The sequence below is a fragment of the Streptococcus parauberis NCFD 2020 genome (assembly GCF_000187935.1).
Taxonomy (GTDB): Bacteria; Bacillota; Bacilli; order Lactobacillales; family Streptococcaceae; genus Streptococcus; species Streptococcus parauberis.
On the sequence record NZ_AEUT02000001.1, the window covers coordinates 888479 to 912358 of the forward strand.

General features: G+C 34.1%; 21 protein-coding genes, 1 pseudogene and 1 riboswitch. Of the genes and pseudogenes, 4 read left to right on the forward strand and 18 right to left on the reverse strand.

Features of this window, described 5'->3' with window-relative positions; genetic code table 11:
* The first annotated feature begins 3 nt into the window (after nucleotides 1-3).
* Both nrdE and nrdF read left to right on the forward strand, forming a co-directional pair.
* Nucleotides 4-2163, forward strand: coding sequence for a class 1b ribonucleoside-diphosphate reductase subunit alpha (nrdE, locus tag SPB_RS04480; protein WP_003103551.1), 2160 nt, complete (start codon nucleotides 4-6; stop codon nucleotides 2161-2163).
* 194 nt (nucleotides 2164-2357) lie between these two features.
* On the forward strand, nucleotides 2358-3323 hold the full coding sequence (nrdF, locus tag SPB_RS04485) for a class 1b ribonucleoside-diphosphate reductase subunit beta (RefSeq protein WP_003105294.1): 966 nt from the start codon (nucleotides 2358-2360) through the stop codon (nucleotides 3321-3323).
* Between the two features lie 65 nt (nucleotides 3324-3388).
* Here nrdF and SPB_RS04490 read toward each other — a convergent pair whose 3' ends face one another.
* Nucleotides 3389-4075, reverse strand: a complete 687-nt coding sequence (locus tag SPB_RS04490; RefSeq protein ID WP_003105830.1) for a hypothetical protein — start codon at nucleotides 4073-4075, stop codon at nucleotides 3389-3391.
* Nucleotides 4076-4229: 154 nt separating this feature from the next.
* Here SPB_RS04490 and SPB_RS04495 point away from each other — a divergent pair, with 154 nt between their 5' ends.
* Entirely contained in the window at nucleotides 4230-5480 is a 1251-nt protein-coding gene (locus SPB_RS04495; protein ID WP_003102424.1) for a chloride channel protein, read from the forward strand.
* Nucleotides 5481-5497: 17 nt separating this feature from the next.
* Here SPB_RS04495 and alaS read toward each other — a convergent pair whose 3' ends face one another.
* From alaS to nagB, 15 genes and pseudogenes are all read right to left on the reverse strand, one after another.
* Nucleotides 5498-8116, reverse strand: a complete 2619-nt coding sequence (gene alaS / locus SPB_RS04500) for an alanine--tRNA ligase (RefSeq protein ID WP_003103535.1) — start codon at nucleotides 8114-8116, stop codon at nucleotides 5498-5500.
* Nucleotides 8117-8366: 250 nt separating this feature from the next.
* Nucleotides 8367-9311 (reverse strand): peptidylprolyl isomerase PrsA, encoded by a 945-nt coding sequence (gene prsA / locus SPB_RS04505; RefSeq protein WP_003105130.1) that lies wholly within the window; start codon nucleotides 9309-9311, stop codon nucleotides 8367-8369.
* A gap of 63 nt (nucleotides 9312-9374) precedes the next feature.
* A complete protein-coding gene (locus SPB_RS04510; RefSeq protein WP_013794129.1) occupies nucleotides 9375-10082 on the reverse strand; it encodes an O-methyltransferase in 708 nt (235 codons plus the stop codon).
* A 149-nt stretch (nucleotides 10083-10231) separates the two neighbouring features.
* Nucleotides 10232-10429, reverse strand: coding sequence for a thiamine phosphate synthase (locus SPB_RS04515; RefSeq protein ID WP_003106105.1), 198 nt, complete (start codon nucleotides 10427-10429; stop codon nucleotides 10232-10234).
* A gap of 233 nt (nucleotides 10430-10662) precedes the next feature.
* Complete coding sequence (locus SPB_RS11480) at nucleotides 10663-10917, reverse strand: TenA family protein (protein ID WP_254655066.1); 255 nt, start codon at nucleotides 10915-10917, stop codon at nucleotides 10663-10665.
* The gene (locus SPB_RS11585) at nucleotides 10902-11024 is read right to left on the reverse strand and encodes a hypothetical protein (RefSeq protein WP_003104426.1); all 123 of its coding nucleotides are present in this window, start codon (nucleotides 11022-11024) and stop codon (nucleotides 10902-10904) included. The genes SPB_RS11480 and SPB_RS11585 overlap by 16 nt, the downstream gene beginning before the upstream one ends.
* A 251-nt stretch (nucleotides 11025-11275) precedes the next feature.
* Nucleotides 11276-11848: pseudogene (locus tag SPB_RS11630) on the reverse strand (ECF transporter S component).
* A gap of 255 nt (nucleotides 11849-12103) precedes the next feature.
* Nucleotides 12104-12193, reverse strand: a riboswitch (TPP riboswitch).
* A 55-nt stretch (nucleotides 12194-12248) separates the two neighbouring features.
* Nucleotides 12249-12758 carry an HAD family hydrolase gene (locus SPB_RS04530; RefSeq protein WP_003103921.1) on the reverse strand — a complete coding sequence of 170 codons (510 nt, stop codon included), beginning with the start codon at nucleotides 12756-12758 and terminating at the stop codon, nucleotides 12249-12251.
* Nucleotides 12759-12912: 154 nt separating this feature from the next.
* A complete protein-coding gene (locus SPB_RS04535) occupies nucleotides 12913-14154 on the reverse strand; it encodes an L-lactate MFS transporter (RefSeq protein WP_037621160.1) in 1242 nt (413 codons plus the stop codon).
* A gap of 133 nt (nucleotides 14155-14287) precedes the next feature.
* Nucleotides 14288-14926, reverse strand: coding sequence for an HAD family hydrolase (locus SPB_RS04540; protein WP_003106091.1), 639 nt, complete (start codon nucleotides 14924-14926; stop codon nucleotides 14288-14290).
* Nucleotides 14927-15096: 170 nt separating this feature from the next.
* The gene (pepF, locus tag SPB_RS04545) at nucleotides 15097-16899 is read right to left on the reverse strand and encodes an oligoendopeptidase F (RefSeq protein WP_003105486.1); all 1803 of its coding nucleotides are present in this window, start codon (nucleotides 16897-16899) and stop codon (nucleotides 15097-15099) included.
* 25 nt (nucleotides 16900-16924) lie between these two features.
* On the reverse strand, nucleotides 16925-17860 hold the full coding sequence (locus tag SPB_RS04550) for a competence protein CoiA (RefSeq protein ID WP_003103858.1): 936 nt from the start codon (nucleotides 17858-17860) through the stop codon (nucleotides 16925-16927).
* 72 nt (nucleotides 17861-17932) lie between these two features.
* Nucleotides 17933-19078, reverse strand: a complete 1146-nt coding sequence (locus SPB_RS04555; protein ID WP_003102523.1) for an MFS transporter — start codon at nucleotides 19076-19078, stop codon at nucleotides 17933-17935.
* 99 nt (nucleotides 19079-19177) lie between these two features.
* Nucleotides 19178-19894, reverse strand: coding sequence for a pseudouridine synthase (locus tag SPB_RS04560; protein ID WP_003105924.1), 717 nt, complete (start codon nucleotides 19892-19894; stop codon nucleotides 19178-19180).
* Between the two features lie 77 nt (nucleotides 19895-19971).
* The gene (nagB, locus tag SPB_RS04565) at nucleotides 19972-20676 is read right to left on the reverse strand and encodes a glucosamine-6-phosphate deaminase (protein WP_003104983.1); all 705 of its coding nucleotides are present in this window, start codon (nucleotides 20674-20676) and stop codon (nucleotides 19972-19974) included.
* A 191-nt stretch (nucleotides 20677-20867) separates the two neighbouring features.
* Between nagB and queA the strand changes: the two genes are divergently transcribed.
* A complete protein-coding gene (gene queA, locus SPB_RS04570) occupies nucleotides 20868-21896 on the forward strand; it encodes a tRNA preQ1(34) S-adenosylmethionine ribosyltransferase-isomerase QueA (protein WP_003104379.1) in 1029 nt (342 codons plus the stop codon).
* Nucleotides 21897-21944: 48 nt separating this feature from the next.
* Here the strand turns inward: queA and SPB_RS04575 are convergent, their stop codons facing one another.
* Together SPB_RS04575 and sodA are read right to left on the reverse strand one after the other, a co-directional pair.
* The gene (locus SPB_RS04575) at nucleotides 21945-23063 is read right to left on the reverse strand and encodes a serine hydrolase (RefSeq protein ID WP_003105674.1); all 1119 of its coding nucleotides are present in this window, start codon (nucleotides 23061-23063) and stop codon (nucleotides 21945-21947) included.
* 136 nt (nucleotides 23064-23199) lie between these two features.
* Nucleotides 23200-23808: a superoxide dismutase SodA gene (gene sodA / locus SPB_RS04580; protein ID WP_003102930.1), complete on the reverse strand. Its 609-nt coding sequence runs from the start codon at nucleotides 23806-23808 to the stop codon at nucleotides 23200-23202.
* Nucleotides 23809-23880 lie beyond the last annotated feature (72 nt).

Below are 23880 nucleotides of genomic sequence, written 5' to 3' on the forward strand. Positions count from 1 at the left end.
TAAATGAGTTTAAAAGATATTGGCGAAATTTCTTATTTTCGTCTTAACAATGAAATAAACCGTCCAGTCGATGGTAAAATCCCATTACATAAAGATAAAGAAGCATTACAAGCTTTTTTTGAAGAAAATGTAATCCCTAACACAAAGCCTTTCGCTTCAATTACAAAAAAAATTGAGTACCTTTTAAAACATGATTACATTGAATCAGAGTTTATCTCAAAATACTCAAAAGAATTTATTGAAGAGTTAGCTAGTATTATCAAAAATGAAAACTTCCAGTTTAATTCCTTTATGGCTGCTTATAAGTTTTATCAGCAATATGCTTTAAAGACTAACGATGGTGAGTATTACTTAGAGAGTCTTGAAGACCGTGTCATGTTTAATGCTCTTTATTTTGCTGATGGTAATGAAGAATTAGCAAAATCAATCGCAATTGAAATGATTAATCAACGTTATCAACCAGCTACTCCTTCATTTTTAAATGCTGGACGTAGTCGACGTGGTGAATTAGTTTCTTGTTTCCTTATTCAAGTTACCGATGATATGAACTCAATTGGTCGCTCAATCAACTCAGCCCTCCAATTATCAAGAATTGGTGGTGGTGTTGGTATCACACTTTCTAACTTGCGTGAAGCTGGTGCACCTATTAAAGGATATGCTGGAGCAGCCTCAGGTGTTGTTCCTGTTATGAAATTATTCGAAGATAGTTTCTCTTATTCTAATCAATTAGGTCAACGTCAAGGTGCTGGTGTTGTCTACTTAGATGTTTTCCATCCAGACATCATTGCCTTTTTATCAACTAAAAAAGAAAATGCTGACGAAAAGGTTCGTGTTAAAACCTTATCACTTGGATTAACTGTTCCAGATAAATTTTATGAATTAGCTCGTAATAATGATGATATGTATCTCTTTAGTCCATATAGTGTGGAAAAAGAATATGGTATTCCTTATAATTACATTGATATTACTGCAATGTATGATGAGTTAGTTGCTAATCCTAAAATTACAAAAACTAAAATTAAAGCTCGTGATTTAGAGACTGAAATTTCTAAACTACAACAAGAATCAGGCTACCCATATATCATTAATATTGATACAGCAAATAAAGCAAATCCAGTTGATGGTAAAGTTATCATGAGTAACTTGTGTTCTGAAATTCTTCAGATTCAAAAACCTAGTGTCATTAATGACGCACAGGAATTTGTTGAAATGGGAACTGATATTTCATGTAATCTTGGATCAACTAATATTTTAAATATGATGACATCTCCTGATTTTGGAGCTTCAATTAAAGCAATGACACGTGCACTAACATTTGTTACGGATTCTTCACAAATTGAAGCTGTGCCAACAATTAAAAATGGTAACCAACAAGCACATACCTTTGGTTTAGGTGCAATGGGACTTCATTCTTATTTGGCTCAACATCATATTGAATATGGTAGCCCTGAATCAGTTGAATTCACTGATATTTACTTTATGTTAATGAATTACTGGACCTTGGTTGAATCGAACAATATTGCTCGTGAAAGACAAACCACATTTACAGGCTTTGAGAATTCAAAATACGCTGATGGTAGTTACTTTGATAAATACGTGACTGGTAAATTTGTTCCTCAGACTGATTTTGTTAAGGATCTTTTCAAGGATCATTTTATTCCTCAGGCATCAGACTGGGAGACTTTACGTCAGGCTGTTCAAAAAGATGGTCTCTACCACCAAAACCGCCTTGCTGTCGCTCCTAATGGGTCAATATCATATATCAATGATTGCTCCGCTTCTATTCATCCAATTACACAAAGAATTGAAGAACGTCAAGAGAAGAAAATTGGTAAAATCTATTACCCTGCAAATGGACTTTCAACTGATACAATTCCCTACTACACATCTGCTTATGATATGGATATGCGTAAGGTTATTGATGTATATGCTGCTGCGACGCAACACGTTGACCAAGGTTTGTCACTAACATTATTCTTACGAAGTGAATTACCTAAAGAACTTTATGAATGGAAATCTGAAAGCAAGCAAACAACGCGTGACCTTTCAATTCTCCGAAATTACGCCTTTAACAAAGGCATTAAATCCATTTACTATATTCGTACATTTACTGACGATGGTGAAGAAGTTGGCGCAAATCAATGTGAATCATGCGTGATTTAATTGGTATAGAAGCAATAGATGCTTAAGTATCTATTACCTCTACGGCAGTCTGTTTTTGTTGGTAATTTATTTATTCTCAACTGTACTAAAATACTTATAGAAACATATTTGTACCAGTAGGACTTTGGTCGGTTCTACTGGTTTATCTCGTTATTATTAACGCACTTTACTACTCTTTAGGAGATCATTTTTCTATGACAACATATTATGAAGCAATTAACTGGAATGAAATCGAAGACGTGATTGACAAGTCTACATGGGAGAAATTAACTGAACAATTTTGGTTAGATACTCGTATTCCTTTATCAAATGACTTAGATGACTGGCGTAAATTGCCTGCCAAAGAAAAAGACCTTGTCGGAAAAGTCTTTGGTGGCCTAACTCTTCTAGATACCATGCAATCTGAAACTGGTGTTGAAGCAATTCGTGCTGATGTTCGTACGCCTCATGAAGAAGCTGTATTGAACAATATCCAATTTATGGAATCAGTTCATGCAAAATCTTACTCCTCTATTTTTTCAACTTTAAATACTAAAAAAGAAATTGAAGAAATTTTTGACTGGACTAATAGCAATGAATTCTTACAGAACAAAGCTAAAATCATCAATGACATCTATGAAAACGGCGATGCCTTACAAAAGAAAGTTGCCTCAACTTATCTAGAAACATTTCTTTTTTACTCAGGTTTCTTTACACCTCTGTATTACCTAGGAAATAACAAACTAGCTAATGTGGCTGAAATCATCAAATTAATCATCCGTGATGAGTCTGTTCACGGAACTTACATTGGTTACAAATTCCAACTTGGATTCAATGAATTATCTGAAGAAAAACAAGAGGATTTTAAAGAATGGATGTATGATTTACTTTATCAATTGTATGAAAATGAAGAAAATTATACAAAATCACTTTATGATCAAGTAGGGTGGACTGAGGAAGTTATGACATTCCTTCGCTATAATGCCAATAAAGCTTTGATGAACCTAGGTCAAGATCCTTTATTCCCTGATACAGCAAATGATGTCAATCCAATTGTTATGAACGGAATTTCTACCGGAACCTCAAATCATGACTTTTTCTCACAGGTAGGTAATGGATACTTACTCGGATCTGTTGAAGCTATGACGGAATCAGATTATGATTTCGGAAAAGAAGCTTAATCTTTATTAAATAGTTTCCAATTAATTAATAAACCTCAAGTAGATTAACTACTTGAGGTTTTTATTTATTTCTTTTTGAAATTGATTGATTCTTTAGAATCTTTCAGCACTAATTTTTTGTCTTTTAATTCATAAGGTAAGTTCTTGTTGATATCATTTTTTGAAATTCCAGGGACGTCCTTATTGACACTAGTTACTTTAACAGTGTGCATCAATTGGTTAACATCACCTGAGAAGACTTTAAATGAGATTTGTCCAGTTGCTTTGTCATATTCGCCGTTAGATTGGATAGCAGATTTTTGAAACTCTTTATCTAGCTCATCTTCAAGTTCTTGGGTTTTTGGTCGAGCAGATTCAAATGCTTTTCTTGTTTCATCATCTAAATCATCTAAACTAACATTGTTATCAGAGAAGCTTTTCTTCAATGTTTCATCAAATTTCTTAACAATAGCATTTACTAGATATTTTTTATCAAAAGTCGATTTTACAACTACTTCTGCTTTTCCATCTTCAACAGTCATGACAACTTTAGGTACCTTGACCATCTTTTTAGGTTCAATACCTATTTCTTTATCATAGGAGCCTAAAGATTTATAAAATTCTTTGTAATATTGGTCACCAAGTTCTGTCGCCGTCCATTTGCCTTCAATACTACCTGTTTGAAAACGATAAAAGGCAAAGATTCCTACAACTGCTAAAATAGCAACTAATGCTAAAAGTAATTTCCCGAAAATTGATTTCTTTTTTTTCATAATAACTCTCCTTTTTCATTTAGCATTATAACATTTAGAATTTTATAATGCAATTTTCATCTGACTTTAGGAATATGGAGATATTTTGAATAATTAAAATTTTATACTTTTCTAAATCCTTTCTATGCATCTCCCCTTTTGATATAATAGGTCTATGTCAAAAAAAATTAAAGAATTTACAAAATGGACTGTTTTATTAGTACTGACCGGAATAAGTGCGGCTATTGCTGCCAGTTTAATGATCTTTCTCATTGAACTTATTCAAGGATTGAGCTTTGGAATTACGCATGGAAGTTTTGATGACCAAATCTCTTATGTCAATCCAATCCGACGTTTTTTTTCAGTCTGCTTGTCTGGGCTCCTGGCAGCCTTTGGTTGGCACTATTTAAGTAAATACTTAAACCCAAGTCCGACAATTACAGAAATAGTTCATAAAGATAAGGAGCCAAAACCCAGCGCCAACTTTCTCCATGGTCTGCTTCAGATGGCGACCGTTTCTATGGGGTCACCTTTAGGTCGAGAAGGTGCTTCCAGAGAAGCTGCTGTGGCGATAACTGGAAGTTGGTTACCCTATATTAAGCTGGATAAAAATAAAAGCATCCTACTCTTAGCCTGTGCTTCTGGAGCGGCCTTGGGTGCCGTCTATAATGCTCCCTTAGCGACCCTCATTTTTATCATGGAAAATGTCCTCCTATCATGGTCTTGGAAAAATGCTTATGCTGCCAGTGTAACATCTTTTATTGCAGTTGGTTTTGTAAACTTAGTATTTGGTAGCGAGATTCAGTATAAAATTCAGCAGTTAGAATGGAACACTGACCTCTTTATATGGTCCCTAATCTCAGGCTGTCTTCTAGCCATCATCATCTACACCTACAAAAGTTTACTTGAAAGTTCACCTAAAAAAGATCCCAAATCTAAAAATTATTTGATTTTTGTCCCACTGTCCTTCATCCTTGTAGCTATCTTAAGTCTTTATTTTCCTGAAATTTTAGGCAATGGCAAAGCAGGTTTGATTTACTATTTCAACCAACCCTTTTCAGCCACATATGCTTTTCCACTCTTTTTGGCAAAAGCCTTAGCAGTTTATATTACCTTTTATGCCGGAGCTTATGGTGGTAGAATTGCACCTTCCATGATGATGGGCGGCGCTTTGGGACTATTTACAGCCCAATTATCAAATATGATTCTCCATAGTCATATACCCATCCAATTTGCAATCTTAATTGGTGCAGCTTTATTTTTAGCTATAATCAATAATATTCCAATTGCAGCAGTCCTTTTCTTACTTGAAATTACTGGACAGCCACTAATCAATGGAATTCCAGTAGCTATGGCAATGGCCTCAGCATATCTTACAATATATTTCTTAAAAAAATTTGCCCAAAAAAAAAGTAGAAAAGTTTAACTTTTCTACTTTTTTTCTTATAACTGATTTGGAACTTCGTTTAGTAGATCATTGATTTTACTTGCATCAGAGCCACCAGCCATAGCCATATCTGGTTTACCACCACCTCGACCTGAAACAATTGGAGCTAAAGCTTTGATCACATTACCTGCATGAAGTTCTTTTGATTTACTTGCAACTAAGACATTAACTTTTTCACCAATTGCTGCAACCAAGATTAGGATATCAGAGTAATCTTTTTGTTTCCAATTGTCAGCAAAAGTACGGAGAGCACCTGCATCAGAAACTGAAACTTGTGTTGCAATATAAGTATGTCCATTAACTTCTTTAACATCTTTAAAGACATCGCCAGCTTGAGCGGCTGCTGCTTTTTCTTTCAATTCAGCAACTTCTTTTTGCAATTCACGTACTTGTTCATTCAAACTTGCAACTTTTGTAGGGACTTGTTCAATTTGAGGAGCTTTAATAGTACTTGCAATTTCTTTCAAAGCATCTTCTTCTTTACGATAAGCCTCAAATGCTTGCTTACTTGTTACTGCTAGGATACGACGAGTTCCTGAACCAATTCCTTCTTCTTTAACAATCTTGAACAGACCAATTTCAGAAGTGTTTGAAACGTGTGTTCCACCACAAAGTTCAACAGAATAATCGCCAATAACAACGACACGAACTAACTTCCCATATTTTTCACCAAAGAGCGCCATAGCACCCATTGATTTAGCAGTTTCAACATCAGATTCAATCGTTTGAACTTTAATAGCATTCCAAATTTGTTGGTTAACTTCTTCTTCAATACGACGTAACTCTTCAGCAGTAACTGCCTCAAAATGAGTGAAGTCAAAACGAAGGAATTCTTCTTCATTTAATGAACCTGCTTGAGTAGCATGTTTGCCAATAATATTATGCAAAGCAGCATGAAGCAAGTGAGTTGCAGTATGGTTTTTCTCTACTGCAAAGCGACGTTTGTGGTCCACTTTGAGCATATATTTTGTGCCAACTGATAAGTTTGCTAAAACTTCAACTGTATGAAGTGCTTGACCATTTGGTGCTTTTTGTACATCAATCACATTAGCAATAACTTCACCATTATCATTTAAAATAACACCATGGTCAGCAACTTGTCCACCCATTTCAGCGTAGAATGGTGTTTGGTCAAATACTAATAAGGCTTGTCCTTCTGATACGGCTTCACTACGTTCATTATCCACAACAATTACTGATAACTGACCTTCTAATTTTTCTCTATCATAGTTAAATTCAGATAACTCAGTGATATTTGCAAGAGTTTCATTTTGCATGCCCATTGAACCACCTTTAACCACAGCAGCACGCGCTCGGTCTTGTTGTTCTTTCATAGCAGCTTTGAAGCCATCATGATCAATCTTATAACCGGCATCTTCTGCCATTTCCTCAGTCAATTCTACCGGGAAACCATAAGTGTCGTAAAGTTTAAAGATATCTTTACCTTCAAGTGTATCTTTACCCTCCTCTTTTAACTGTGCTAACAATTGATCCAAATGACCAGAACCAGCATCGATGGTACGAGCAAATGTTTCTTCTTCACGTTTAACGATTTTTTCAATGAAATCTTTTTTCTCTAAAATTTCAGGGTAGTAAGATTCCATGATTTGACCAACAACCATTACTAATTTGTAAAGGAAAGTTTGGTTAATGCCTAGACGACGACCATGCATAACCGCACGACGAAGCAAGCGACGTAATACATATCCGCGACCTTCGTTACCAGGAAGTGCCCCATCACCAATTGCGAAAGATAGAGCACGAATATGATCAGCAATAACTTTAAAGCTCATATTGTCGCCATCTTGATCATAAGTTTTACCAGAAAGTGTTTCAACTTCACGAATGATTGGCATAAACAAATCTGTTTCAAAGTTAGTTTTAGCACCTTGCATAACAGCTACTAAACGTTCTAGACCAGCACCCGTATCAATGTTTTTGTTAGGTAATTCTTTATATTCAGAACGAGGAACTTCAGGATCAGCATTAAATTGTGACAAAACAATGTTCCAAATCTCAATGTAACGATCATTTTCTAAGTCTTCTTCTAAAAGACGAATACCAATATTTTCGGGATCGAAGGATTCACCGCGGTCAAAGAAAATCTCTGTATCAGGACCTGAAGGACCCGCACCAATTTCCCAGAAGTTTTCTTCCAAAGGAATTAAGTGACTTGGCTCAACGCCAAGAGCAATCCAACGGTTGTAAGAATCAGTATCAGCTGGATAATAAGTCATGTATAGTTTTTCTTTAGGGAAATCAAACCATTCTGGACTTGTTAACAACTCAAATCCCCATTCAATAGCTTCATCACGGAAATAATCACCAATTGAAAAGTTACCAAGCATTTCAAACATGGTATGGTGACGAGCAGTCTTGCCAACATTTTCAATATCGTTAGTACGGATTGATTTTTGTGCATTTGTAATACGTGGATTTTCTGGAGTGACAGACCCATCAAAATATTTCTTTAAAGTTGCAACCCCTGAGTTAATCCACAATAGTGTTGGATCATTTACAGGAACAAGATTTGCAGATGGTTCCACTGAGTGACCTTTTGATTTCCAAAAGTCTAACCACATCTGGCGAATTTCAGCTGATGTTAATTTTTTCATAAGTTTACCTTCTTTACATTTTTAAAAACAAAACAAGCCCATTGGACAGAGGGCGAAAACCGCGGTACCACCTCTATTCAATGAGCTTGTCATTATCTTTAGTTATTATTCAATTTGATAGTTAAGTAGCAAATTTATCAGATTGTCCATGACTTGCATCACCCGTCACTTTTCTGGTTCAAATCTTAATAGATTATTCTTAACTTACTAATTATACTGTCTTTTTCAGCAAAGGTCAAACAAAAGCTGATTATTTATCAACTGATGTTTTCAATGCACTATTAGCAGATTGTTTATCAGTAGCAAATTGAGATAAGATATTTGAGAATGCTTTATCTTTAATTTTGACATTTGCTCTATCTAACTCTTTTGCGATAACTTTGTTTTGGAAAGCAGTATCATTGTTTTTTTCATCCAAAATAATTTCTTTTAGACGAGTTTTATATTCTTTCCAATCAGCTTTCTTATCTTCTTTCTTAGCCATGTTAACAATGTAATATTTCTTCTGATAAGTAGAAGGGTCCATTACTGAAATTAACTCTGATTTTTCACCAGCTTTTAATTTGCTAGCTTCTTTAATAACATCACTTGGCAAGCTTTTGTCAGACGAATCAAAGGTATAATCTACTTTTTTCTTTTCATTAACAGTATTCTTTTTAGCAATATCTTCGAAATTAGCACCTTCTGCTTTTGTTTCTTCTAATACTTTTTTAGCTTTTTCTTCATCATCTAAAGTAATGACTTGAGTAGTCATCTTAGGTGTGTAGTTATCATAGGCTTTTTTGTAATTAGCATCTGTTAATTCTTTTTCAGCTTCTTGCTTAACTGCATATGTGACTAGCATGGTTGTACGAATTTGTTTTTTATATGTTTCAGTTGTCATACCAGCTTGTGAAAGTGCTTCAGAGAATGATGCCCCATATTGTTCAGCAGTTTTATTGTATGACTTTTCTACTTCTTTATCAGATACTTTTTTACCATATTGGCCTTCAAAAACACGCGATAAAATTAAACTGAGCATTGATTGTTGTGCAGCTTGTGTTGTCTTTGCTTCATTATAAAAGTCAGTTACAGTGATTGTATCACCCTTCATTGAAACCAGTTTAGTATTGTCATTTGTTGAATTACATGCTGCTAATGTCATTACTGATGCAAGTGTAATAAAACCAGTAATTAACTTATTAGATTTTTTCATTAAATTATTAGCTCCTTTTTTATCTTTAACCAAATCATTATAACATATTTTCTTAAAACTTTCTTAATCTGGTAAGTCAATTACCTCTTGGTTTTTGCGGACCATTAATAAACCATCCGATAGAGGCAGAAGAGTGGCGGTCAGTCCTGGATTGTCCAACGTAGCTTCAAACAGTCTTTGCAGTCCACGGTAGATTGTCCGCTGCCCACGACGAACTTCCTCAATCGGCTTTACAATATCCCCACCTTGAAAAATATCATCAAAAACGATCATCCCACCGACTTTTAAATGCTTGAGAATTTCAGGTAGAAAGACAATGTACTTGGATTTGGCAGAGTCCATAAAGACAAAATCAAACTCTTCATCCAAGTTTGTAATTAAGTCAGCAGCATCACCTTCAAGTAATTGGATTTGATTACGTCTATCAAATTTTGCAAAGTTTTCTTTAGCAAAAGTAATCATTTCTTCGTTACGATCGATTGTTACTATTTTTGATTGCGGTGCATTTTCAGCCATCAAAAGTGCTGAAAAGCCAATCGCTGTACCAATTTCCAGAATTTTCTCAGGCTGTAAGCTTTGCATTAATAATCGGAAGTAAGCCACTACTTCGTGCTGAATAATGGGAATATTTTCTTGCCGAGCGAATGCTTCGAGCTCAGCTAAAAATCCTGTATTTTGTTTTTGTTGTTTTCTCATAAAATGCACAATGTCATCCTTTATAACAGGACGACGCATATTATGATTTGCATTCTTACTATATGAATTTACCATAAAAATAGCATATCACAGACAATCAACCAGTGTCAAGAAGAGCGCTGTCTAGGGATTTCTTCTTTGAATCGAAATTTAGAAAATATAGAATCTGATTAAGAAGACATACTCCTTCATACCTCTTAATCAAATTCTTTCCTGTTATCTAATTATTCACTTTTTAAAGTTAAATCCAATCGACTTCTGAATGATTTGCAGGTTTGTTCAATCTCTTTAGACCTAGCAATTGCTGAAATGACTGCTATACCATTTGCTCCTGCTTTAATTATTGGTTCAATATCATTTTGACCTATACCACCAATAGCAACTATTTGGCGAGATTTAATAAAATTATCAACCAGTTGCATTTTACTACTGTTTGATAATTATTCTGCATAAGTATCAATCATCCTAAAATAATGTTTGATGACATCAGTTGAAGAATCATCTGCATAAAAATGTATCCATTCATAAAAAAATGCCCTTCTGAAATCTCATTCTCCGATATAATTTTTTTGGCTACTTGATTATAAATCCAGGGACAAGGTCCCGGTCCCATAACTGATAATGCTCTAGCAATCCCAAATTCGTGCTCATTATATTACATCTGTTTGATATAATGATCAAACGACGGGCACCATTGACTACCACTGATAATGGATTGATAGCTTTGCCCTGTATATTTTGCAAGCGATTGGTGTGGCTCTTCTGCTGCCCCCATTTCATAATCCAAAATAGCTGAGATCTGATTAATGAAAAATCGTTTATCATCTTTACTATTTGCTTTAGTTAAGCACAATGCATATTTATCTAAAAATTTATCAAGTAAGCATGATCCTCTTATAAATAATGACAAATTGCTTTCGGGTCAATATTTGTCTCAACAATTCCTTGAATAAATAGATTGTGATAAATAATATCAATATATTTATTAGCCTTTTCAAGCATAACTTCTTTTAACATGGTTCTCCTTCATCTTACCTCTATCTGAATTGGTAAAAAAGCACCAGCAAACTGACAAAACAAACACTAGCTAAAAACATGATATCTTTCCTTGATCTGGTTTTTTTAATACAGCAAGTAGATGGCCAAACTGCTTTTTCCACACCGTGAATAACCACTTATCAGAACAGATTCCATATCATTCACGATTAAGTCGATATCCGCAAAAATAGGATTACTTCCTGGAAATGAATAAGTTAGATTTTCAATTGTTAACATTCATTTACCCGTCTATCCATTTGATACGAGTTGAGCACTCCGCCTTTTTCTAATTGTTGGCCTATCATTTTTGAGAGATAAAAGAAGGCAACTGATGATAAGGTTCTTATAATAAGTATCGTAAAATTGTACTTAAAAGAGAATGCAGATAATCCGTTAGTATAAAATGACCAAGCGTAACTTAATAGTGATGTAAAAATGGCAGATAGTAAAAATGGTAGCCAATCAGACCATTTATATTTTAAGAGGGGAAAGCCTAGTTCTGATCCCAATCCCTGTAAAAAACAATAATTAAACCACTTGGAGCAAAGACAGATCCAATTAGTACTTCAATTAAAGCTGCTAATAACTCTGTAATTAAGGCAGTTCCCGGTTTTTTTAAGATGTAAATTGCAATTGGTCCTGACATAAACCAGATACCATAAATTACTTCTTAGCCAGCCTACTGGTCCCAAAAATGGAACTAGGATATTCGAAAATAAGCCCGTTGAAAATTATACTACTCCTAGAATTACTGCAATCAGTGCAATTAGTAAAACATCTTTTAATACAACTTTATTCGTCATTTTCTTCCTCGTATCGATTTCTTTTGTATATCACAACACTTTTATTTATAATAAAAGTAATTTGCTTTCTTTCACTACCAGACATTATCTAAGGCGTAATCACTCCTCTCATTATTTTTAACATAAGCATATAATTTATAATAAAAATTAGGAAAACAAAAAAACTCCATTTACATATAAATGGAGTTTAACTATTGATTACATTGAAAAAGAATTTGATAAATAAACTTCTTCTTCAGTCCACGACAAAAATAAGTTTCGTGAAACACATTTCCCTTCGCCAGTCCTAACTGTATCAGGTTCAATGGGTATAATCTCAGCATAACAGCACCCCAAATGTTCTATTAAATTTTACAAAAAGATAATATCATATATTGTGAAAAATGACAAGGCTTTCATTTCACAAATGTTTTTCTATAATAGCAGGTAATTCAGATAAATCATTCAAAATGATGTCAACCTCTGAATAATCCTCTGGTTTTATGGTATACAAGTTATTTTGATAGTAGATTGTTTTCATATTAACAGATTTTGCTAATTTCAAATTTGAAATAGAATCCTCAACTAAAGGAATTTTTTCTAAGTCAAAATGATATTCATTTGCAATATATTGAAAATAGGCAGCATGTTTATCCTCAAAAACTGTATCCATAACACTTAAGACATCTGTAAAATAATCAAAGATACCAGCTGATCGCAAACCAATTTCTGCGATCTGCTTGTAGTTACTTGTAATGGCGTATAGTTGAAATCCCATTTCAGCTAGCTTTTCGATTGTTTTTTTAGCATTCTTCATTAAAGTTACATGAGCATAACCATCGATTAATAATTGATGCTTTATATCAGCAATGTCTTGTGCCTGAAATTCGGAGATAAGTAAACCAGAAAGATAAGTATCAGCCTCAGACATTGATAGTGACCATAATTGGTCCTGAATCTAATTAGTGAGACTTAGACTTTTTAATACAAGAAGATGATTAACTAGATCATCCCAAATCTGATAAGAATCAAAGATAACACCATCTAAATCAAAGAATACTTGTTTTATCATTTTTTCCAATCAATTATTTTATTTCTACTAAGCTTTCTTTTTTATCTGTCGCTAAACTATTCTTCAACCAGACAGAAATTGATAAAGCCAGTAGAAACAAGCCGATGAAGACCACTAAGGTATTAGTATAACTCTTAGTCATTTCAAAAATCATAGATAATAACATTGGTCCTACAAGCGCAGCGATTCCCCAAGCAGTTAAGATATAGCCATGAAGGGTTGCCAATTCTTTCGCTCCGAAAATATCACTCAAATAAGGAGGGATAAGAGAGAAGCCTGCACCATAACATGTCATTAAAATTGCCATTGATAGGACAAATAGAAATGGTATATGGAAGATAATTAAGAAGAATGACATGAGGACATTAACAATGAATAGAATGACAAATGTTAAGGGACGGCCAATAAAATCTGAAAGGCTAGCCCATAATAAACGACCAAAACCATTGAAAACCCCCATTAAGCCAACAACTACAGCTGCAGCTTCGACAGACATTCCAGCAACATCTTGTGCCATTGGAGCTACTACAGAAATAAGACCTAGTCCACAGGCAATATTAATAAATAAAATTAACCATAAAATATAGAATTCTTTTGTTTTTAATGCTTGGCTAGCAGACATTCCATTTGTCAAATCAGTTGCTGATTTATCCTTACTTTTGTCAACTAATTGTTGAAACTCTTCAGGATTTGGTTTTTTGATAAATTGCGATGAAATTAGCATAATTACAAAATATACTAAACCTAATATATAAAAAGTATTAACTAGTCCTCGATGATTAATTAAGTATTGGGCAATTGGACTTGTAAGTAATGAAGCAAATCCAAATCCCATAATTGCTAATCCTGTAGCCAAGCCTCTTTTATCAGGAAACCATTTTATAATGGTCGATACAGGAGTAATATAACCAGCTCCTAAACCAAGTCCACCAACAACACCATAGCCCAGGTAAAGTAACCATAATTGGTGGTTAGCGACAGCTAGTCCTGTAAGCATCGTGCCACCTGCATATAGAATTGCTGAAATAGTACCTGTAAGACGCGGACCAAACTTTTCAACTAGTTTTCCCATAAAGGCAGCAGACATTCCTAAACAGAAGATTGCTAAAGAAAAAGCAAATGCGACTGAAGATTGTTGCCAACCAGTTTCCATCATAATTGGATTACGATAAACACTCCATGCATAAGTCGATCCGAGCATTAAATGAAGAACTACTCCTGCAGTAGCTACGATATATCTATTTGTCTTTTTCACCAAAAACCTCTTTCTATAAATCCGAACATAAAAGTGAAGCAAATTATGCAATGTTAGGTTTTTAGTTTATAAAACTTATTACATTTTGTCAATTTATTTGTTTTAAATTAAAACACGTACATTATCAAACCGATCAAAACATTTCATACGCTTCTTTAAAGCTGGATATCAGTTTGTCACAAGCTGATAAGTCTTGTTTGGGATAACCAGGGTTAGCAAAGCCAACACAGGTCATTCCCGCTGCCTTGGCTGCTAAGCTTCCATTCTTAGTATCCTCAAATACAATACAAGCTTCAACTGGTGCACCTAATAATTGTGCAGCTTTCACAAAAACATCTGGTGAAGGTTTTGAGTGTTCTACTTCTTCTCCACTGACTAACACATCAAAAACATGGTCAAGTTTAAGCGCCTTTAAGTTGCGCTCAATATCTTGTCTGGGTGAGGAAGAAGCAACTGCTAAAGGGTAGCCTTTTTCATGTAAATACTTGATAAATTCTGGTGTATGTTGGATTGCTTTAACGCCATCCCTAGAAATCATCTCTTCTCTACGATCATTCATTTCATTAATTAAGGTTTCCACTGAATCATCTAGCTGACATTCAGTTTTCATTTTTTGCCACATGAATTCAAATGTGGTTCCCATGAATTGGTATTGATAAGATTCATCTGTATCAATACCTCTATCTAATAGCATTTGTGTTTTACTGCTTAAAAAAGTGTATTCGGAATCAACAATGACTCCATCCATATCAAAAATAATAAATTCTTTCATATTTCCCCCTCAAACTCAGAACGTTTTCTATTTATGAAAAAATCATTCAACTGTATAATAAACTATTATCAATTGAATGACCTTCTTTTCAATATTGTAATAGCAAAATTAAATGATAAAACTTCACTATTTATCTTATGTTATAGTTAAACTAATCACAAATACAGAACTTATTTGTGCGCGCCTTTAGCAACTAATTCTTCTAATTCAGTTAATCGTGCTTCAAAAACAGCGAATGCTTGATCCAAGTAGTCTTCTTGAGTCATATCAACACCTGCTTTGGCAATGACTTCTAATGGGTAATCAGAATTTCCTGCTTTCAAATATGACAGATAAGCATCAATATCTTCTTGACTTCCATGGACAATTTTATTTGCTAAATAGCTTGCCGCAGCAAAACCAGTTGAGTATTGATAAACATAATAATTATAGTAGAAATGTGGAATTCTAGCCCACTCATATTGAATAAAATGATTATCTTCTTTAGCTAGTCCATAATATTTTTGATTAAGTTCGGCGTATAAATTATTAATGTATTCACTTGTTAAGACTTCACCATTTTGATCAGCTTGGTGAATCGCATGCTCAAACTCAGCAAATTGAGTTTGACGGAAAACAGAACCTCTAAAGCCATCCAAATAATTATTTAAAATGGCAAAACGAGTTTTATCATCAGCTACTTCTTTCAAGAGAGCTTCAGTTAAAATATTTTCATTTGTTGTCGATGCAATTTCTGCCAAGAAGATACTATAATCACCATAAACATATGGTTGATTTTCTCTAGTTAAAGTTGAATGTAGGCTGTGGCCAGTTTCATGAATCAGTGTATAAAGGTTATCAAGATTATCTTGCCAGTTAAGTAGCATAAATGCATTTGTATCATATGATCCACCTGAATAGGCACCTGAACGTTTACCTTTATTAACATGAACATCAATCCAACGTTCTGTGAATGCACGATTTACTCGGTCTGAATATTCCTTACCAAACACTTCTAAAACAGTTTGTACTTTCTCAATTGCTTCATCATATGTCATATCAAGATTTGTCTCAGATAATGGTGTATAAACATCATACATTTTAAGTTCATCCAAACCAAGAACTTCTTGTCTTAATTTCAAGTAACGATGTAATAATGGTAAATGTTTATTTACTGATGAAAGTAAAGTGTCATAAACTGCTTCAGGAATGAAATTTGCAGACATTGCTGCTTGGCGAGCAGAGTCATATTTATGAACACGCGCTTGATAGTTTTGTACTTTTACATTTGTTTGAAGTGTTTTGGCGTAAGTATGTTGAAATTGTTCATAAGTACTATACATTGCTTCATAAGCAGCTTTGCGCACATTACGATCTTTTGATTCCATCAAACTGATAAAGTTACCATGTGTGATTTCAACTTCCTTACCATTATCATCTTTCACAATTGGGAATATCAAATCGGCATTATCCAAAATACTAAATGTTTCTTCTGCCCCATTAAAGATTTCTTGTGCACCAGCTAAAAGTTCTTCCTCACGTTGAGACAAAACATGCTCTTTATATTTTAATAATTTTTCAAAGTAGTGATTGTAAAGTTCCAATTGACTTTCTTCAGCTTTAAAAGTATCTAATTGTTCAGTTGACATGGTCATAAATTCAGGCTCATAAAATGAGAAAACTTGCCCAAATTTTGCATATAAACTAGATGCTTTTGCTTGATACTCTTGATATTTGGCTACGGTAGTATCTTGATCGTTTTTCATTGATGCATAAACATAGACTTTTTCAATGCGACGCGCCAATTCAAGCTGACTATTCGTAATTTCAAACAACATTTTACTTGAATCTAATAAATGACCAGCATATTTTTGCGCTGCATCAGCATCCTGATTTAAGACCTTTAGTTCAGTTTCAAATTCTTCATCTGTTTTGAAAATTGTACTTAAATCCCAAGTGTACTTTTCATCTAAATGACTACGATTGTCTGTCATAAGTTCCTCCTAAAATTGTGTTCTCTCATATTTTAACATAAAAGCTAGGAGGGTGAAGCGTTTGCACGTCTTTATTAGAAATTTCTTTATTATATGCCTCAAATGCATCATAAAAAGGTTTTAAATCCGACTCAATTAAACAGAATCCTTGCTCACACTTAGGTGGATTATATTGCGGATAAAAATCCTCAACCGACAAACATAAAAGATTAATTCCCATTTGATAGGCTTTTTCCTGCCTAAGCATCCAATACTTATTCCGATATTTCAAAGCTTTTTGAATTTTTTGCAGAAGATGGCTATCGCTTTTTACCTTGATAGGTTCTAGATTCATTTTTTGAAATGGCATTCTAAAAAATGACATAAGGTTCCCATCCAGAGGACAAGTTCTAGTTAAACAAGTTACCTTCCCCATTAAATCCTCATGAATCATATAGCAGAGTCTTAGGCAATTTTTTTCTAGATCAATTTCCCAGAGATAGAAGCCTATCGACCAAGAAAATGATAAGAATTGTTTTTGAAGATAACTTAATTTATGCTTTATCCATAGATTCTTACCTAATAACCAGATAATGTATTGATCATTGTCTCTATAATTTTTTGTTCGTTCCACTAATCTATCTGGAGGTAATGAACTACACTGGACTTCTAATACTAATTTATGATTGACTTGTAAATCAGCAATTTGATTTATACTTGGAAAAAAGGTTTCAATCGTCACTTCTTCACTCTTTTTAAGATTCTGGTAGAGTTTAGCCTTGAGTAATAAATGTTCCGTTGATTCGTTAAGTGAGCTGTTAGGACAATTTAATAAATTCTTATGAGCAAAATGTGCTTGTTTCACTTTTCCTCTCTTTAAAGAGACTTGACCTTTACATACTGGACAGTAATAGATACCTGTTTTGGGTAAATTATCTAAGGTGGTGAGCCGATTCCCCAAATCATCAATTGCAACTAACATTATTTCTCCAAATCTGTTTCTTATCTAATTATTCGTAAATGACAAAAAAAAAAAAGCTATAGTCATAGCTTTTTATTTTTTTGGTAAGGCAAGATAGACTAGGCTAGTGATAAACATGAGGGCACTAGTTATATAGAAGGGTGTAATAAAGGCTTCCATATGAAAGGCCGCTGGCAGTTTAGTTAGAATTACTGGCGTCAAAATAACACCAATATTTCCAGCGGTGATAGCTAAGCTAGTTACAAAATTGATATGTTCACGGCTATAGTATTTTGCAATATAATTGAAAACTGATGACATTGTTCCGACAAAACTTGCACCGATTAAGAACGCTGCAAGGAAGAAAACAAATTTATGATTTGAAAGGGTTAAGATGAAATTTCCAATCCCCATTAAGAGAATCATTACTAGCATTGTTTTTTCTGATAAGACTTTGGTCAATTGACCAAATACTAAACCAACAAAGATACCACTAAAAGCTAATAACGATAATAAATTACTTGCAAAAAAGCTAGAATAACCATAATGACTGACCAATAGTGTAGGTAATTTAATAGTTGCACCAATGTAAGAAATACCAACAAAGAAAGTTACTAACATTAACAATATTGCTTTTTTATCAAAAACTGTTGCTGATTTTAAAGGTAAAATTTCTTTGTCTGATTCCGGAACAATTTTCGTAAAGAAGAAATAAACTGGGATAACCAATAAATAAACAAGATAAGTGTAATTAACTCCAATTAACAAAGCTAATCCAACAATAAAGGTTGTTAGTGCTTTTCCAATATTTAAAGTTGCTGTCCGAAAACCAATCATATTTGCTCTGGTTTCACCTTCATAATAGTCACTGATGATACTAATTGACAGTGCATTATATAAACCAATCCCAATTCCTAGTAATAGGCGACAGATTAAGACAATTGTGAAATTGGTCGTAATAAATGAGACTAATCCTGAAATTAATATAAAGATTAGACCGAGTTGTATTGTCTTTTTCTTACCAATTTTGGCAACTACTAAATTGCTAAGAATAACAAAAATGGTAATCATCATTGCTGGAATAGTCACTAAACTCTCAACAGATGCAAGACCTATATGTGGGTTTTGACCATGGTAAAGTTCAAATAATTTGGGAATAGCTGGCGCAATGGCTAGGTGCGACATGAGGAAAATTGAAATTGACAGAATGGACAATTTCGTCGATAATTTATCTTTCATGAATAATCTCCTTAAAAATGATACCTTCTTAGTATATAGCCCGTCGGGTATTAATGCAAGGATTGTGATTTTTTTCATGAATGTTTTTCTAATAATAGGTTAATCTAAAAACTTAATTATTTCTGTCTTTTCCAGTTCGGTCAGTTTTCGGTATTGTCCAACTGGTAATTCACCCAAGGTAAGTCCAGCAAAAGAAATTCTTTTTAAGTAGATTACTTTCAGTCCATAAGCCAGAAACATCTTCTTAACTTGATGGAATTTTCCTTCAGAAATCGTAACAACTGCTTCCGAACATTTCTCATCTTTTTTCAAAATCTGCAAATGGGCTGGTTTACATTTAGTCCCATCATGAAAGACAATTCCTTCTTCAAAAAATACGAGCGCATCATCTTTTAATTGGCCATTAACACGAACCAGATAGGTTTTAGAAACATGGTGGCTGGGATGAAGCATTCTAAAACCAAGTGGTCCATTATCAGTCAATAAGACTAACCCTTCAGTGTCACGATCTAATCGACCTATGGGATAGAGTTTTGCATATCTATCTTCCACAGATAGACAATCAATAACTGTTTGATGAAGTCCATCACTTCTTGCGGATACAACCCCATTTGGTTTATTTAAGATAAAATAATGATGGCCTTCAGCTTGAATGGGAGTACCTGAAGCAGTAATTACCTGCAAACTAGGATCAACATTAGTTTTACCATCCGTTATGACCTTTTCATTAACTTTTACTTGCTGACTTTTTATAAGAGTTTTGACTTGATTACGCGAGCCAATCCCTTCTTCTTCCAATAATTTATCTATTCTCATAGAGGTAGTTTACCATATTTCAACAAAAAAAGAGCTAAGAGGAGAATCTTAGCCCAAGGGGAAACGAGATTAATTAATTAATTTAAAAGCGAAGCGGCATCCGTATCGACTATAACAACACAATTTGGATGTTTTTGTAGAATTGAGGCTGGTAAGTCCTCAGTAATGTCACCAGTTAACATTGCTCTCACTGCTTCTGCTTTTTCTTTACCAAAAGCAAGCAAGACAACCATTTTTGAATCCATAATTGAAGCAATACCCATAGAGATAGCTTGTTTTGGCACATCATCAATGGAATCAAAGAAACGACTATTAGCTTCTATTGTTGAAGCTTCAAGATCAACAACATGTGTTCTTTCTTCAAATGATGTACCTGGCTCATTGAATCCAATATGACCATTACGTCCAATACCTAATATTTGAAAATCGATTGGGTATTCAGAAATAACATCATTATAACGTGATACTTCTTGATCTAAATCACTTGCTAAACCATTGGGTAGATAATTCTTTTTGAATGGTTTTTCGTTAAATAAATGATCACGCATGAAATAATCATATGATTGGTCATTTTCGACTGGTAGTCCAACATATTCATCTAAGTTTATACTTGTAATTTCAGAAAAATCTAAATCACTAGCAACAACTTCTTTATAGAAGGTTACCGGAGTTGAACCAGTTGCAAGACCTAAAGTTTTTGCGCCTTTTGCTAAACTATCCTTTAATAAGGTGAAGGCAACTTTTCCACCTTCTTCTTGATTTTGTACACGAATAACTTTCATTTCATACTCCTTTTATTGGTATAGACCTTTTATAATTATATTATATGGTATATACCAATTTTTGTCAAGTCAAATACTCATGTTTTTGAAATTAATCTAATGACGCTTCCAGCCTCACGTGATATAATAGTTAACGATCTAATTATTGCAAGGCATAAGATTTTAGCTTTGCCATTACACAAAGGAGAAAAATGAATACAAACGATTTTGATTTTGACCTACCCGAAGAGTTAATTGCTCAAACACCGCTTGAAAAACGTGATAGTTCAAAACTGTTAATCATTGATCATAAAAAAGAAACGATGGTTGATAGCCATTTTGATCACATTATTAAAGAGCTTAATCCTGGTGATGCACTTGTCATGAACAATACGCGAGTTCTTCCCGCCCGCTTGTATGGTGAAAAACCTGACACTAAAGGTCATGTTGAACTACTACTACTAAAAAATACCTCTGGTGACCAATGGGAAGTCTTAGCTAAACCTGCTAAAAGACTCAGAGTTGGCAGTCAAGTCTCTTTTGGTGATGGCCGTCTTAGTGCCACTGTTATTGAAGAACTAGAGCATGGTGGTCGAATCGTTGAATTTTCTTACGACGGGATTTTCCTGGAAGTTTTGGAAAGCCTTGGGGAAATGCCGCTGCCGCCTTACATCCATGAAAAACTTGAAGATTCAGAACGTTATCAAACAGTATATGCAAAAGAAAATGGCTCTGCGGCTGCACCGACTGCTGGCTTGCATTTTACCCAAGAACTGTTAGAAAAAATTGAGGCTAAAGGTGTCAAACTAGTTTATCTGACACTGCATGTTGGGTTAGGTACATTTAGACCAGTCTCTGTTGATAATGTCGATGAACACGATATGCATTCTGAATTTTATAGTCTTTCTGAGGAAGCTGCAACTACCTTACGTCAAGTCAAAGCTGATGGTGGACGAGTGATCGCAGTTGGTACTACTTCAATTAGAACGCTCGAGACTATTGGTAGTAAATTCAAAGGTGAAATTGTAGCCGATTCTGGTTGGACAAATATCTTTATTAAACCAGGCTATCAATTCACAATTGTCGATGCCTTCTCGACCAATTTTCATTTACCAAAATCAACTCTTGTCATGTTAGTATCCGCATTTGCCGGACGTGATTTTGTTCTAGAAGCCTATAAGCACGCTGTCAATGAAAAATATCGCTTCTTCAGCTTCGGAGATGCAATGTTTGTAAAATAGGTATTTTTTAAAAAATAAAAACGATATGAGAAATCATATCGTTTTTTATTATGAGACTATTTGTGTTGGATCTTCCTCTAATGAAGCTGGTTCTTGTTCCAATGCTGGCGTTGGCTGATCAACTTTATTGTGATTTACGCGATGCCATTCATTAATGACATAAGTTAAGGAAACTAATTGTCCATAACCGATACCATTTATTTCGTCAGATTCCTCCGTGCTTCCCCCAAGATATCTAGTATATAGAGCAATTAGATATGGACTCTTCTCACAGACTACAGCGTCAACATTTAACGCTTCACGAACATAGCCCGGTTTTTGATAAACTACTACATCCGCTGGAAGATACGTTTTATAGTATTCTCCAGGGAAAGATTCTCCAATATAATATAAAATATCTTTATATTTTTCTTTATGTTTCCAAAGGTAATCTAACACTTGGATATAGTAATCACTTGTAGTTTTATTTCCTTTTTCTTTAATCGTTTTAATTTCAGCCTTTGATTTACCATACTTACCAAGTTTAGTGTATGCTTTTCCCATACCACCTAAGCGATCCCCTAAAGCATAGGCTGGCGTATTTTCAGAATAAACTAAGGAATACTCTTGCATATCAGGTATTGACATTGCCCCATTGAATTGTGCCATGTAAGCATTGTGTTCATTAAGTAACTCATAGTTTGTATTGGTGATGTCAAATCGTTGTTCAAGGGTATATTTGCCCTTAGCAACCTCATCAACAACAAGCATGTTTAAGGGTAATTTATAGGTTGAACCAGCTGTCATTGGTTGCGTATCATTCATAGAAGCTGTTTTCCCAGATTCTAAATCTTTATATGAAAAAGCAACTTGATCATGAGCTATCCCAAACTCATCCAAATAAGCTTTGACAGTATCTTCCAAACTAAGGTGGGAGTAATCGTAGTATAGCCCTAAAGCATTCATACGATCTTTATCAACTTCCATAGTGGCATCTTTGTCAGCTTGACTTTTTTCTTTCACTTTTTTTGGTTTTGACTTTGTTTTTTTGACTGTCTTCTCCTCTTTCATTTTTGTATTTTGGGCTAATGCAGAGCCTGTTAATACTAATCCTGAAAAAGCCAACAATCCTAAACATAGTAATACTATTGTCTTTCTTAAAGAAAAATAGTTTCTCTCATTTAACATTTTATATCTCCTACACTATTATTTTATAATAATTTAATAAATAATCAAGTTAATATGACATAATTTCAACAAATTATTTCAAAAATATTACAAGAGAGTATAAAAAAAGCAAATTCAAAAGAATTTGCTTATAATGTTATGCTTTTGCTGATTGATATAATTCATCAACTTTATTCCAATTAATGATTTCAAAGAAAGCTTTAATATAATTAGGACGAACATTACGATAGTTTAAGTAATATGCATGTTCCCAAACATCCAATCCTAAAATTGGTTTTAATCCTGATGAAATTGGTGTATCTTGATTAGCAGTTGACATAATTTCAAGTTTACCTTCTTTATTTACAACTAGCCATGCCCATCCAGAACCAAAACGTCCTGTTGCTGCAGCTGTGAATTGTTCTTTAAAGGCATCAAATGAACCAAATGCTTCATCAATTGCAGATGCAACTTCTGAAGAAATTTCAGTATTCTCAGGAGATAATAATTCCCAAAATAGTGCGTGATTCAAATGTCCACCACCATTATTAATTAGGGCTTGACGAATATCTGAAGGAATAGATTCCACGTCTGCTAGAAGAGTTTCTAGATCTTCACCAATTTCTGGGTGTTTTTCTAAAGCAGCATTGGCATTTGCAACATAAGTTGCATGGTGTTTATCATGATGGAGAGTCATTGTTTCTTGGTCAAATTGAGGCTCAAGTGCATCATATGCGTAGGGAAGTTCTGGTAAAATAATAGCCATGTCAAAATCCTCTTTTCCTTTATTATAGGTCTATATTATCTCATTTTGAGAGAGCTTTCAACTATTTTGATT

Coding starts and splice junctions, on each gene's coding strand:
- nrdE (WP_003103551.1), top strand. CDS start 4: ATGAGTTTAAAAGATATTGGCGAAATTTCTTATTTTCGTCTTAACAAT.
- nrdF (WP_003105294.1), top strand. CDS start 2,358: ATGACAACATATTATGAAGCAATTAACTGGAATGAAATCGAAGACGTG.
- SPB_RS04490 (WP_003105830.1), bottom strand. CDS start 4,075: ATGAAAAAAAAGAAATCAATTTTCGGGAAATTACTTTTAGCATTAGTT.
- SPB_RS04495 (WP_003102424.1), top strand. CDS start 4,230: ATGTCAAAAAAAATTAAAGAATTTACAAAATGGACTGTTTTATTAGTA.
- alaS (WP_003103535.1), bottom strand. CDS start 8,116: ATGAAAAAATTAACATCAGCTGAAATTCGCCAGATGTGGTTAGACTTT.
- prsA (WP_003105130.1), bottom strand. CDS start 9,311: ATGAAAAAATCTAATAAGTTAATTACTGGTTTTATTACACTTGCATCA.
- SPB_RS04510 (WP_013794129.1), bottom strand. CDS start 10,082: ATGGTAAATTCATATAGTAAGAATGCAAATCATAATATGCGTCGTCCT.
- SPB_RS04515 (WP_003106105.1), bottom strand. CDS start 10,429: ATGCAACTGGTTGATAATTTTATTAAATCTCGCCAAATAGTTGCTATT.
- SPB_RS11585 (WP_003104426.1), bottom strand. CDS start 11,024: ATGTTAAAAGAAGTTATGCTTGAAAAGGCTAATAAATATATTGATATT.
- SPB_RS04530 (WP_003103921.1), bottom strand. CDS start 12,758: ATGTCTGAGGCTGATACTTATCTTTCTGGTTTACTTATCTCCGAATTT.
- SPB_RS04540 (WP_003106091.1), bottom strand. CDS start 14,926: ATGAAAGAATTTATTATTTTTGATATGGATGGAGTCATTGTTGATTCC.
- pepF (WP_003105486.1), bottom strand. CDS start 16,899: ATGACAGACAATCGTAGTCATTTAGATGAAAAGTACACTTGGGATTTA.
- SPB_RS04550 (WP_003103858.1), bottom strand. CDS start 17,860: ATGTTAGTTGCAATTGATGATTTGGGGAATCGGCTCACCACCTTAGAT.
- SPB_RS04555 (WP_003102523.1), bottom strand. CDS start 19,078: ATGAAAGATAAATTATCGACGAAATTGTCCATTCTGTCAATTTCAATT.
- SPB_RS04560 (WP_003105924.1), bottom strand. CDS start 19,894: ATGAGAATAGATAAATTATTGGAAGAAGAAGGGATTGGCTCGCGTAAT.
- nagB (WP_003104983.1), bottom strand. CDS start 20,676: ATGAAAGTTATTCGTGTACAAAATCAAGAAGAAGGTGGAAAAGTTGCC.
- queA (WP_003104379.1), top strand. CDS start 20,868: ATGAATACAAACGATTTTGATTTTGACCTACCCGAAGAGTTAATTGCT.
- SPB_RS04575 (WP_003105674.1), bottom strand. CDS start 23,063: ATGTTAAATGAGAGAAACTATTTTTCTTTAAGAAAGACAATAGTATTA.
- sodA (WP_003102930.1), bottom strand. CDS start 23,808: ATGGCTATTATTTTACCAGAACTTCCCTACGCATATGATGCACTTGAG.